Origin of the sequence: Bacillus sp. FSL L8-0193, assembly GCF_037976065.1 — a bacterium.
GTDB classification, from domain to species: domain Bacteria; phylum Bacillota; class Bacilli; order Bacillales; family Bacillaceae; genus Bacillus; species Bacillus paralicheniformis.
The window spans coordinates 1,197,142-1,210,673 of sequence record NZ_CP150261.1 but is presented as its reverse complement, the minus strand read 5'-3'; the positions used below and the strand labels follow the sequence as shown (position 1 = coordinate 1,210,673).

Sequence of the window (13,532 nt, the reverse complement as noted above, 5' to 3'; positions counted from 1 at the left end):
TTCTTTCACTCCTTTGTTAAAGCCATATAAATTCCGTATAAAGTATCCATCCCAGAAGAAGAACCTACTTTTATAAGGCTTTTCATACTTTTCAAAGATGGATCATGTTGTAATCTTGTAATTTTCGAACTAAATAAACCTTCTAAAGCACAAGTTAAAAAGCGCGTGCTAACAAGGGTTGTTAAGGGTTTTCTAATGAGATTCCCCAATGTTTCGAGGTGGTTTTGTGCGATAAAAGAGTTGATGAAATGTCCATATAATATACCGACCAGTATATCGTCACCTGTTGGGGTTAAACCTTGGCCTCGTCCGATAAAGTAACGAAACTCCTCTTCTAAATTTTCAGTTGGATCGTGTAATTTATTTATCAAGTCCGACACATGAACTGATTCAAAATCAGTAGATTCATACGATTTAAATGAAATCTGTTGCATGTTTTCTTTTAATTTATTGATGTTTGCATGTTTAAAATCCGTATATAACGGAAGTATTTTGGCATTAAAATTGAGTTTAAAGCAGTTATGGGAAAGATGGTTATTGCGAACGTGTAATGAATCTCCCACCTCAAGACCTGCTTTTAATGTTTGCTTCGTTTGTGAACCAAGCAAAATTCCAAATGGAAAGGTCCCATTTTCATTTGTGCCGATAAATATCAATTCATCATTCTGATCAACAATATTTATACCTTTTTCAAAAATGCTGTGCACAGTAAATGTTTTTCCCTCAATTAATAGCTGAAGTGCGATTGAACCAATCGCACTTGCCTGTAAAATCATCCTTGAAAACCCAGTTTTTCAGCATATGCTGTGATTGCTTTCTCAAAACATTCGATTGGAGGATGAACTGTACCAGCACCAATTTGCCCATATCCGGCAATTTTATGTGCAATGCCTGTGTTGATTACCGGCGTGATGCCTGTTTCAACAACTTTACGTGCATCAATACCTAAACACGCACCTTTGAAGTCCCACGTCGGAATCACAAAGTTCGGATTTTCTCCAACACAGATCTCAGCCATTTGATTGCTTGTTTCAAGCGCATCATTAAATCCGCCTGTTCCAACAAAACGTGTTACTGCAGGGGCAGCAATCATTGCTACACCGCCAACACCGATTGTTTCTGTAATCGCTGAATCTCCGATATCTGTGTTTGCATCTTCCGCTGAGTAGCCGGTAAAATATAACCCTTGTGGTGTATGAACAGGTGCTGTAAACCACTCATCTCCCATACCTGCAATACGGATGCCAAAGTTTTCACCGTTTCGGCACATTGCGGTAACGACTGTACCATGTTTGATTGTACGCGCTGCATCCATCATTGCTTTTCCTGTCGCCATGGCAATGTTTAAGAAAAATTGGTCTGTATCAGCTAAAAATTGGATCACTTCTGTTCTTTGTTCGTTTTCAACAACATCTAATGCTGCAATTATTGGAGCAACTTCTTTTAAAAACACCAATGACGCTGCAATATTGCGCTGGTGAAATTCATCCCCCATTGCTATAGCTTTAGCCATCAATACATTAACATTTAAGCCTCCATCAATTTTTCTTAATGCCTTACTTAACACCGGACCCAACACATCTTTCATCCAGTGCAGGCGATTGATTACCTGCTCATGATAAGCACCGAAGCGTAATACTGCACCGATGCCTTCGTTCATTTGACAGTACGCCTCGTTGCCGCTCTCTTTGTTCACCACAACAAGAACCGGCATATTAGGTGATGTAATGCCTCCCATTGGTCCAACTGCATTCACATGATGACATGGAATAAATGTAATCTTATTGTTTTCAAGCAGTTCACGCGCTCCCTCTTCATCTTCTGCCCATCCTTCAAAAAGAATCGCTCCAACACAAGAGCCTTGCATAGGATCTGTCATATTTTCATATTTAATTGGAGGCCCGGCATGTAATAACACGTAATCTTCCAATTCAGGAATCACAGACTTGGCAGGTACAACATCCGTTAAGAATGGTTCAGCTGCTATGATCTTCTGGATAACAGCTTCGTTCGCTTCATTTATTGTTTTGTACCCCATTAGATTGTCTCTCCTTCATAGTAGTTTAGAAATTGAAGTACTTTCATTAACTTTTCATCACCGCCAGCAATTGGCCGCCAGTTAAATTGAACACACTCTGATCCGCTGTTCTGAACAGCTGCTGTAAAACTTTTCAGCCCAATATTGATGACACTTGGCTTCTTATTAATTAAGGACACAATTTTTTCGTCTACTGTTAAGTCTTCTTGGGTATGTTCAAATTTTTGTATATCAAGGACTGGCTGTTCCACTTTTCCTCGTGCCAGTTTAATCGCGGTACGAACCATTTGGTCGTTTGTCTCACAAATGATTGCACCACTTTCTTTTAAGGTTTCAATTTGCTTTTCATAACCTTGAGGATCTTTAGTTGTACCTACAACTGTTACAAGAACTGCAAGTTCGCGGCCTCCCTGATGTGCATTGGCTAACATACGTTTAATGGCTGGTGCTAATTCACTTGCCATATCATCATGACTGCCATAGCCAATAACGTTATCAATCATGATGACTGCTGTTTCAGGATCGTTTCCCGATGTTTCAAGCATTTCGATACGCTTTTCAGGATCAATCATCGGGTGCGGCTTCCCTTGGGTATAAATATCATCGCCTAAGTCAATAATTTCATGATGTTTTGTTTTTAGGATATAGGCTTCTTTCTTCTCTTCAAGTACTTCCTCTTTAAATGCCTCTTTCAATAACATAGCTGCTTCAGATGCCAAAGTACCACCTGAGTAATAACCTTTAATACCAACTTGTGAATCTTTTAACGACACATTTACATCTTCAGCCAATGTCGGTTTAAAATTCGGTTTGTCACCATTGGATAATTGAACAGATACAACCGCTGCTTCTTCAAGTGTATACGCATGATAAATATTTTCTTCCTGATAAGTTGGTTGATCTCCTAAAAATAACGTAACAACCGGTTTTTCAATATTTCTTAATACGTTTAATACTTTTTGCTGCACTTCCTCTGCAGGCGGTTTAGAAATTACTGTAATCACTTTTACTTTTGGATCTTGGTTCAATGCTTTGATACTATCTAAAACCGTGATAGCACCAACCTCTGTCGATAAATCCCGACCACCTGTACCAATTGCGTTTGTTACACCTTTACCATAACGGTCAATGATGCTTGTCACTTCCTGAATTCCTGTACCTGATGCACCCACAACGCCAATATCTCCTTCATTCACGATATTTGTAAATGCAAGTGGCACGCCATGGATAATTCCGGTCCCGCAGTCTGGTCCCATTACTAATAATCCTTTTTCATGCGCCTTTTGTTTCAACTTAACCTCATCTTCTTTAGATACATTGTCGCTGAATACAAATACATGTAACCCTTCATTCAATGCATTTTCCGCTTCCATTGCTGCATACTGACCAGGAATGGAGATCAATGCCAAATTAGGGTTGTTCGCAAGCTCCATTGCGCGCTTCCAGTTATGTGCTTCTTGGCCTTTAGATGCGTCTTGTGAAGCGGCATCACCTTTTAAAGCTGCTTCTACTTCTTCTTTCACTGCCGCTACTTTTTCTTCTTGATTTGTATCTATAACGATAACAATGTCATTTGGATTTGCTTTTTCCAATTCATCTGTGCCTAAACCCGAAGATTTAAAAATATCTTTGTTAGCTGGTGTTCCCATCATGATCGATACTTTGTTTACACCATCTATTGCAGATAACTTGTTTGATAAAAGCATTAACACGATAGAATCTTGATAGGTGTTTTCTTTTATAATTGTGTATAACATAATGATCCTCCATTTTGTTATTCTGCAAATCTATTCTTTCCATGATAGCGATTGTAATGAACATCGCCTGAAACGAGGTAGTTATAAATATCGTCTACAATTTCAATTCCTTCTTTATCATATTTGGCACTTCTTAATTTACCGCGCTCACCCGGATAATAAATTTCTCCATAGCCTTCAGCTGCCGGTTGTGCTTTTAATTCATCGAGCATCGTCGAAATCTGTTGTTTAAAAGCAGTTAAATCTGTGAAGTATGCGGGATTGATAACAATATGAATTTGCCCTAAATCGCGGCCTTTTGTCAGATCTTGATACATGGAGGATACATGTACGCCATGAGGTACTCCAAGAAGACTGCCCGATAAAATATCCACCATCATCATCAATCCATAACCTTTTGGACCAGCAATTGGCACAAGTGCATGAACATCTCTTGCATTCGTTGTTGGTGCACCGGCTGCATCTACTGCCCATGTTTCCGGGATCGATTCATTTTTACTTCTGGCATCCAATACTTTTCCCCATGCCTGAACAGTTGTCGCCATATCAAATGTGATTATGCGTTCATCAGCCGATGGTACACTATAAGCAATCGGATTGGTGCCAAAGTATGGTTCTGTTCCTCCAAACGGTACGACCATTGGATCTGATTGGCACATACTTAAAGCAACCATGTCCTGTTCTGCTGCCATTTCAACAAAGTAACCCAATGCACCACTATGCGAAATATTCTTCATGCCTACAACAGCCACACCTGAATTTTTTGCCATTTCGATTGCTTTTTCCATCGCTTGTTTTGCTGCTTGGTGACCTGGACCATTATCTCCGCTAAAGACAGCGGATGCAGGTCCTGTTTGTTCAAATGTGTAGTTTGGGTTTGCTGTAATACCGCCTTTTGCGATTCGTTCGGCATAGTATTCCACACGTACTGCTCCATGGGAATGGATCCCTCTATGATCGGCGAATGTCAATACATCTGAAACATCGTGTGCGGCTCCTTCATTTAATCCAGCTTTGATTAGCTTCTGTTTGATTAAATGAAACAGCTCCTGCTTAGATACTCGCATCTGATCCTCCCCCCTTCCATTACATAATTAGTAAATGTTGTCTGACTCTAAATAATCTAAAATTTCCTTTGTAACTGGGATACCTGTTTTTTTATACTGTTTCATCACATCTATTTGAATTTCACCGGGATAATACACTTTGTCAAATCCTTCAGCAGGCGGGTTATCATGTAATTCTTCAACCATTTGAGATATTTTTTCCAGGAATTGCTCCTTCCCGCCAAAGTATTCAGGATTGATCACGAGATGAAGCTGCCCTAAGCGACGGTACTCTGATAAATCTTTATACATGGAAGTGACATGCTTGCCAAATGGCAAGCCGAGTAAACTCCCCGATAAAATATCCACCATCATCATTAACCCGTATCCTTTAGGCCCAGCCATTGGTAATAATGCATTTACCTTAAACGGGTCTGTTGTTGGTGCTCCATTTTTATCAACTGCCCATGAGTCTGGAATAGATTTGTTTTTACTTCTTGCATCTAAGATTTTCCCCCAGGCTTGTACCGTTGTTGCCATATCAAACAGTATTGGACTGCCATCTTTTCGAGGCGCACTAAAAGCAATTGGGTTGGTGCCAAAGTACGGTTCGGTACCGCCAAATGGCACAACCATGGGATCAGATTGACATACTGTTAATGCCACCATACCTTCTAATGCTGCTTGACGTGCATAATAACCAATCGCACCACTGTGTCCCATTTCTTTTACACCGACAACACCGATACCTGATGTTTTTGCTAATTCGATTGCCTTTTTCATTGCTTGATAACTCACATAATGTCCTAACGCATTATCTCCATGGTAAATCCCTGATGCTGGACCCGTTTTTACGAAGCTTAAGTCGGGGTTCAGGTTATATCCACCCTTTAATGTACGTTCGGAGTAGTATTGCATTCTCACTGCACCATGTGAGTGAACACCTCGTTCATCTGCAAAGATGAGTAAGTCAGCTGTTTTATCCGCATGTTCTTCAGGTAAGCCTGCTTTCACTAATTTATCTTTCATTAGCTGCCGGAGACGATTACTTTCTACATACACTAATGGTTCACTCATTAAAATTGCCCCTCTTTATAGATTAATATCTCTATTCGCATCCTTTGAATAAATATACGAGAATGGTTCATCTAAACCAATTGCATAGGTTGCTTGCGGCGTATAAGCTCCCATAAAAATATAGTCACCTTTGTCAACTGGCATCCACTCGTTGTCTAAGTTGTAAACACCTCGTCCACTTAATATATAAGCACCATGTTCTTGAACGTGCGTTTCAATGTAACCATGCGAAGCACCCGGCTTAAATGAAAGAATATGAATGTTCATGTCATATGCGATTTCTTTTGGCAGTAAATCTTGAATTAATACTTCTTTCATCCCTTCATAGGGTTCTTGTTTGATGTTATTCACATTACCTGTAACAATTTCTGGCGTATGTCCTTTAAGCGGCTGATAACGCTTTTTGTATAAAAACAAACGGCTGTCCTCACCATTATTATGATTATCAAACGTCAATTGTAAGTGTGGAGGTACATATAAGAATCCGCCTTTTGCCAATTCGTATTTTTTACCATCCGCAAAAGCGTTGATTTTACCATATTCAACGTACACAAATGATTGGATACCATCACCGGCAAAACCGGTTTTGTTTCCGCCCTTGTTTTTAACTGTTACCAAATAATCTACAAACCTTGCACCTAAACGCGGGGATCCTAAAATGGTTACATCACAATCTTCAAAGCCAGGTACAACATTATTAACCAAGCCATCGGGTGTAATTACCGCATAATTATCCTTTTTTATTACTGAACGTGTTTCTAATAAACCTTCTCTGTATCCTTGATTATGATTTAAGTAACTCATGAGTATCTGGCTCCTTTTCATTATTATTCCTTATAAGCTAGTTCAAACAATACATCTTTCAATACTTCAATCCCCTTCACAAGGTCTTCTATCTTCGTTTCTTCATTGGTATTGTGGCTGATTCCGCCAATAGAAGGTACAAACAACATTGCTGTAGGGACAAAATCCGCAAAAATTTGTGCATCATGACCTGCACCAGATGGCATCAATTTATAGCTGTCCCCCACATTATCCTTAGCTGCTTGTTCAATTATTTGAATGATTTCTTTATCCATCAATGACGGTGCTTCATCCATCCATAAATTAATGTCATAAGCCATGCTGTTTGCTTCTGCCACCGCTTTAACTTTATCTTCAATTTCTCTCGCAAAATCATTTAATAGTTGTTGATCAATATGACGACAGTCTATCGAAAAGGTAATTTCTCCAGGGACGACATTTACCGTGTTTGGAACAGGAGTGACATGTCCAAACGTTAATACAAGAGGCTCTCCAATTTCTCTAGCTCGTTTCGTTAAGTCTGTTACAATCTCACTATATGCAACAACTGTATCTCTTCGTAATGACATCGGTGTTGTGCCAGCATGGTTTGCTTCACCTTTCAAGTTAACTGAGTAACGTTTTTGACCGACAATCCCAGTTACAACACCAATCGCTTTATTTTCCGTCTCTAATACTTTCCCTTGTTCAATATGTACTTCAATAAATGCTTTAATATCGTCACGAACATCATCTGTTTTACGGTAATCAAAACCCGATTCGTGCATAGCATCTTCGAATTTAATTCCTTCAGCATCTTCTATTGTGTCAACATCCTCTTTTTTGGCTAGGTTAAAAAAGTTTTTACTTCCCCAAAATGTATATGGAAATCGGCTTCCTTCTTCTTCTGCGAGCGATAATACTTCTATTGTTCGTAATGGTTGACCATATTTTTCTTTTAAATATTTCACAGCAACCAGTGCAGATAAGATACCGAATTGTCCATCTAGATGACCGCCTTCAACAACTGTGTCGATATGTGATCCTGTTAAAATAGTTTCTTCAGAATATTTACTTCCAACAAGACGACCAGATAAGTTCCCAACATCATCAAAGCTTACTTCTAAACCTTCTTCCTTGAATGTTGCTTCCAGTTCGCGAACTGCATCAATCCATTCAGGAGAGTATAACAGCCGCGTAATTCCCCCTTTTTCTAAACCGCCAAATCTTGTGAATTTCTTATCCAACGTTTCAAAGGTTGATTGAATATCCATTCTTTTTCTCCCCCTCTCTTTTATTTACTTTCATCATAGAACCCTATTTACAACCATTCATTGACATAACCAACAATAATGAAAAAACATTTTATGCACTTTTAACAAAGACACCTTTTAATCAATTTACGGTATCTAAATAATGGGCTAATGCCAGATATAAAAAGAAACTGTTGGCTTTCGATTACATAAAAAAATACGCTTTATAACAAATTAAATTTGCATTGAATTTCTCCTAAAGAAAATCGCAGATCGCTCGCTTCAAAAGAGCGAAACTTCTCTTTTACCAATCAAATAAATAAGGTGCAAATAAAAAAATGACCCTATAAATCAATAAAAAACATTGATTTATAGGGTCATTTATCTGTTTCATTACATCATAAATGATATGCCAAGAGTCAGGATACATATTGATTAACAACTGCTGCTGTAATAGCGAAAGATTGTGATGAAGTCAACTTTGCCATGCTCACTTCAGCTGTATTAGCTGCCATAAGAAATGCTGATGACACACTGAATTTGCGAGTGTAACACAATCTCAGGTCGCCTTCACACCTTCCTATGCCTCAAATTCCTGACGGGATAGCTAGTCCGTCACTTAAGGAATAAATCTTCCTACTTTTTCATTTAAAATCCCTTTTTCTTTATCATAGATTTCGACACCGCGAAGGATTGTTTTCACTACCTGAGCACCAATTTTGCGGCCAATATACGGACTAATTTTGTGTCGATATGCTAAGTCCTCAGCCTTTAATTCATAAGGTGCATCTTTCTTAATAAATACGAAATCCGCATCTTTCCCTACTGCAATACTGCCTTTTGATGATAGATTAAAACGTTTCGCAGGGTTTGTAGCAATAATGTCTGCAAATTTGGATAATGACATATTACGTTTTTGCACACCCTCATCAAATAATACGTCAACATTATTTTGTACACCTGCGATACCCCCCCAAGCTTCAAATGCATTATCCGTAGCTTTTAAGTCTGGGGTACATGGTGAATGGTCTGATGTTACGAATGAAATATCTCCGTTTAATACCCGATTCCACATGCCTTCTAAGCGTGATTGTTCACGGATTGGCGGAGAACATTTTACAACTGGTCCGATATGATCCAGTTCTTCTTTATAGAAATATAAATAGTGTGTACATGTTTCGCATGTAATATCGACCCCTTCCTGTTGTGCTTTGACAATTTCATCTACGCCCTCTTCACAAGCTATATGAACGATGTGTACACGACATCCCGTTTCTTTCGCAAATAGAATTATTTTTCTAATCGGTTCTACTTCAGTAAATACGGGTCGAGAATCTACATAAGCACGTAATGAGGTTTCACCATTTTTAGATGCTATTTCCCCTAACTTGTCCGTAATTGCAGCATTTTCAGCGTGTACAGATAATATTTTGCCTGTCTTCGCAATTTGTTTCATACCTTCGTAGAGGGAATAGTCGTCCACATTCATGAAATCTCCTTCTATAGAACGGTCACCACATGTTGCTAAAAAACATTTATATGCAACAACACCATTGTTATCTAACTCTTGAATACCCCCATCCAAGTTAAATGGTACTAAACCGCCGTAACTCGCAACGTCTACAGATAATTTTCCTTTTCCAGCTTTAAATTTTTCTTGAATAGATTCCTCATCTACCGTTGCTGGCACTTGATTTAATGGCATTTCGATGATCGTTGTGACACCGCCTTTTGCAGAGGCACGTGTTCCTGTGTCATAGCCTTCCCATTCATCACGATAGCCGCCGCCCGGCTCTGTGATATGAACATGTGCATCAACCATACCCGGAGATACAATCGATCCTTTTGCATCGATAATTTTTGCACTTGTACCCAAATCCTGACCGATTGCTGCGATTTTGCCATCTTTAATCCCTACTTCGACTTCTTGTTCACCATTTTCCAGAATGACTAATCCATTTTTGATAATTGAATCAAAATTCATTAAAATCATCCTCCTCTTTTAATGGTTGGATATAAAATACTGCCTTTCGCAACCGCCAGCATTAATTCCCCGGATAGCCAAAATACCAAAAAATGCAAATCATTAGATTTAAGATAGCACTTATTTAATGTTTCACCGATAGCAAAGTTAATGATCAAGAATAATAAATGGCAGCCCCGCCCCACTATCAATGAAAATGGGACGCCATATTTTGAACCTGTGTATCCGTTCGCAACAAGTCATAAGGCTATCCGACAAGTGATATCGTTGCTTGAAATGGTGATGTAAAACATCACCAACAGCTATATAATCCGGAATATTATGCACTAGTCCCACCCCCAACGTTAAAAAAAGTAAATGAGGATGAAATTCTTTGTTCAAGTGATCTTCGGCATGATATCTTTGTTATAATCACACTTTTCAAAAAACGAAGAATCATGTTCAAGCATTAATGATTCTCCTTTAATATTTTTAACTAAAGGATTATACGTATAATTACCTTCAAAAACAGTGTACGATCAGATTGAAAAGTTATCCTTGTAACATCTGACATATTTCATTTTTATTTTATCTTTTTCTAACAAAGATAAGGAGGCAGCCTTTATGACAACATTAAAAGAAATATTATCTGTACTACAATTTTCAGATTTAACATTGCTAAATGAGCAGGGCGATTTGGAACGAGTGGTAGAAATGGTTGATATTACAGAAACGCCTGATATTAAAAATTTTACAACGCCGCACTCACTTATCGTCACAACAGGAATGAGCTATCAGGATGATCAATCCGGACTAATCAGTCTTATTAGTGAGTTAAATGATATACAAGTTGCTGGTCTAGGTATCAAGCTATCCCGATTTTTAAAAAAATTAGATGATGAGGTTATTGCATTTGCAAACAAATTAAAATTCCCAATTATTGAAATTCCGGAAAGTTGGAATTTAGGATCCATTACTCATCATATATCGTCATTTATCCTGGATGAAGAAACAGAAAAATTACACTTCGCATTAGATATCCAACAAGAGTTAAATGCTATGCTTATGCAAGGGTTAAGCCTGAACATGATGATTGAACGTTTAAGTAGACTTATAAAGGTTCCTGTCATGCTGCTAAATTCTTTTCATCAAGTTGAGTCAGCGAGTCATCACTTTCATCAACACTCAGAACATGTTCAAAAAAACCTCAATTATTTCCGAAGATATTTAAATTCAGAGCAAATCGAACCAAATCACAATGGTGTTTTCCAGGAAGAATATGCTATATTTAAGGTTCCTGCATTTAAATATTTTCCGTATTATCTAATGATTTCAAATGTTAATTTGCTCAACTATCCGTTTAGTTTATTAACAATAGAACAAGCAGTTAACACACTTAGTCTCGCAATTTACAAAAATAGCAAAATTAAAGAAGCAGAGCAGCAGGATACGAACCATTTTTTTACATCTCTGATGTCCGAACATCCTGATAACCTTGTATCACTAACACAACACACCGACCTTTTAAAAAAATATCACATTCAACCCTCTAAATTCTACCAAGTGATGATTTGCGGGATAGACAAAGAAAAGAATGTAGAAAATAGCGCCTACTTAAATGAGCGATATCAGATGACTTTTGAGTGGTTAACGCATAAGTTTACTGGGATTGACCCTTCCATTAGTATATATATGTCTCAGGGTGAACGCAGATTTACGATACTTTTACAAAGAAGACATCATTATTATTTGGAATACTGCAGATATATCCAAAAAGAGTATCAGCTATTTTTTAATAGCTCCCTTTCATTTGGCATTGGTAATGAGGTCTCCGAGCTTTCACAATTACCACTGTCTTTTTTCGAAGCGAATGAGGCTTATGATAATAAATATGAACAAGGCGAAATAGAATTTGTAGAGCCCTATAAATCTAAAAGCGTAGAAGAATTATTACAACTCATTCCAACGAATAAATTAAAACCATTTATCATTTATACACTCGGTCCATTAGCTTATCCCCAAACAACGAAGGAAAAAGAACTAAGGTTTACGTTAAATGTCTATATGGCAAACCAATGTGATCTTACAAAGACCTCAGAGGATATTTTCATTCACCGTAATACTGTGAAATATCGTATTAAAAAATGCGAAGAAATATTAGGTCAATCTGTAGAATCTCCTGATACATCCCTGAGCATTCGATTAGCATTATTTGCTTCAGAGAAAATATCGTTGTAAATCAAAAGTAGAACCACCGGAAGTTTTCTTTTCTATTTATTTAGTTAGCTACTGTTTTATTCTGTCTTAACATAACCACAAGGAAAAATAGCAACGCTGCTGCTGCGAGAAGGATGGTTGCAATATAGAATGCTAATACTTGCGAGCCGGTTACATCACCAATATAACCAGTAAGTGTTGGTGCAATAACAGATGAGCTCATTCCAAAGAAGTTAAAGAGAGTTAATGCTCTGGCCACTCTATCTCCTGATACGGAATCAGATACATAGGTTATTAAAACTGGATCAATCGCAAGTTTACCTAATAAGCCATATAAAATTAATGCAATATACAGCACTGCAGGATTTGGTGCAAATACTGTCAAACTAATTGTGATTGCCGCAGCAATTAATAGAAATAAAATTAAACGCAGACGCAAATGTGCATGTTTGTCTATGTATTTAGTAAATATCAAAGCACCAGGCACTGCAGTGACTGCAACTAGTGCAGCTACATATCCTACTGAGCCTTGAGCAAATCCTTTTTCTGCTACAAGGAAGGATGGCAGCCAAGTGACAATCATATAATAGCCATAGCATGTTGCAAAATACACAAAATATACAACTAATTGTCTTGGAGAAAATAAGCTTTCATTTAGAATCTCTGTGCTTTGTACGGCGTCTTTCTTCTCTTCAGCCACTTCCTTGTCTGATGTTTTATCTTGTTTAATAAACAACACAAACACAAATGTTACAGCTACGATAACGATAGCTGTTATAAAAAGCATATAATTCCATTGAATTTCAAAACCGCCTACTAAAACCGATGATCCGATTAGTCCAATTACCATTCCTAATGCTGATCCGCTATTTATTATCGCATTGGAAAAGCTTTTTTTATCTTTTGGCGTATGTTTGGCTGATAAGGAAAAGGCTGCACCGTAATATGAACCAGTCGAAATACCAGCCAATAACGAACCAATGTATACTTGCATGATAGTTGAACTTGTGCCAATTACAAATGCAGCCAGCGCAAAGACGATAAATGCAGGAATTAACACCTTTTTCTGTCCAAATTTATCGACAAGTGCTCCTGACGGAATTTGCATACCCGTATAGGCAAAGAAATAAATAGAAGCAACCAACCCCATTTGTGTATCACTAATATGTCCTAATGATTCTTGAATCTGTGGATATATTGGCGTAAGGATTGTACGATAAATCCAAATAGCTACCCACCCTAAACACAATGCAATAATGATCTTTTTGTAATAATCGGGGTCATGTTTCTTTGTTTTTTCCACGGTATGACACGCTCCCTTTTTATTATTTAATTAAATTGTAGGTTATAAGCCAGTCAATAACATTGTTCACTTTCAACAAAAACAAAAGTAACATT

At 37.8% G+C, this 13,532-nt stretch carries 10 protein-coding genes; 1 reads left to right on the top strand and 9 read right to left on the bottom strand.

Translation table 11 applies throughout. From position 1 onward, the window contains the following. Positions 1–5: 5 nt before the first annotated feature. The 8 genes from MHH76_RS06010 to allB form a co-directional block, all read right to left on the bottom strand. Positions 6–776, bottom strand: a complete 771-nt coding sequence (locus MHH76_RS06010) for a DUF2877 domain-containing protein (RefSeq protein ID WP_020450846.1) — start codon at positions 774–776, stop codon at positions 6–8. Further along, positions 773–2,038 (bottom strand): DUF1116 domain-containing protein, encoded by a 1,266-nt coding sequence (locus tag MHH76_RS06005; protein WP_020450845.1) that lies wholly within the window; start codon positions 2,036–2,038, stop codon positions 773–775. The genes MHH76_RS06010 and MHH76_RS06005 overlap by 4 nt, the downstream gene beginning before the upstream one ends. Further along, entirely contained in the window at positions 2,038–3,795 is a 1,758-nt protein-coding gene (locus MHH76_RS06000; protein ID WP_020450844.1) for an acyl-CoA synthetase FdrA, read from the bottom strand. The genes MHH76_RS06005 and MHH76_RS06000 overlap by 1 nt, the downstream gene beginning before the upstream one ends. A 17-nt stretch (positions 3,796–3,812) precedes the next feature. Continuing rightward, complete coding sequence (gene allD, locus MHH76_RS05995; RefSeq protein ID WP_020450843.1) at positions 3,813–4,862, bottom strand: ureidoglycolate dehydrogenase; 1,050 nt, start codon at positions 4,860–4,862, stop codon at positions 3,813–3,815. A gap of 27 nt (positions 4,863–4,889) precedes the next feature. Further along, positions 4,890–5,918: an ureidoglycolate dehydrogenase gene (gene allD, locus MHH76_RS05990; RefSeq protein ID WP_020450842.1), complete on the bottom strand. Its 1,029-nt coding sequence runs from the start codon at positions 5,916–5,918 to the stop codon at positions 4,890–4,892. A 15-nt stretch (positions 5,919–5,933) separates the two neighbouring features. Then, positions 5,934–6,722 carry a (S)-ureidoglycine aminohydrolase gene (gene allE, locus MHH76_RS05985; protein ID WP_020450841.1) on the bottom strand — a complete coding sequence of 263 codons (789 nt, stop codon included), beginning with the start codon at positions 6,720–6,722 and terminating at the stop codon, positions 5,934–5,936. A 23-nt stretch (positions 6,723–6,745) separates the two neighbouring features. Next, positions 6,746–7,975 carry an allantoate deiminase gene (gene allC, locus MHH76_RS05980; RefSeq protein WP_020450840.1) on the bottom strand — a complete coding sequence of 410 codons (1,230 nt, stop codon included), beginning with the start codon at positions 7,973–7,975 and terminating at the stop codon, positions 6,746–6,748. Positions 7,976–8,573: 598 nt separating this feature from the next. Further along, positions 8,574–9,938: an allantoinase AllB gene (gene allB / locus MHH76_RS05975; protein WP_020450837.1), complete on the bottom strand. Its 1,365-nt coding sequence runs from the start codon at positions 9,936–9,938 to the stop codon at positions 8,574–8,576. Positions 9,939–10,541: 603 nt separating this feature from the next. Between allB and MHH76_RS05970 the strand changes: the two genes are divergently transcribed. Further along, positions 10,542–12,155, top strand: a complete 1,614-nt coding sequence (locus MHH76_RS05970) for a PucR family transcriptional regulator (RefSeq protein ID WP_020450835.1) — start codon at positions 10,542–10,544, stop codon at positions 12,153–12,155. A 40-nt stretch (positions 12,156–12,195) separates the two neighbouring features. Here MHH76_RS05970 and MHH76_RS05965 read toward each other — a convergent pair whose 3' ends face one another. Beyond that, positions 12,196–13,437, bottom strand: a complete 1,242-nt coding sequence (locus tag MHH76_RS05965; protein ID WP_020450834.1) for an MFS transporter — start codon at positions 13,435–13,437, stop codon at positions 12,196–12,198. Between the last annotated feature and the right edge of the window lie 95 nt (positions 13,438–13,532).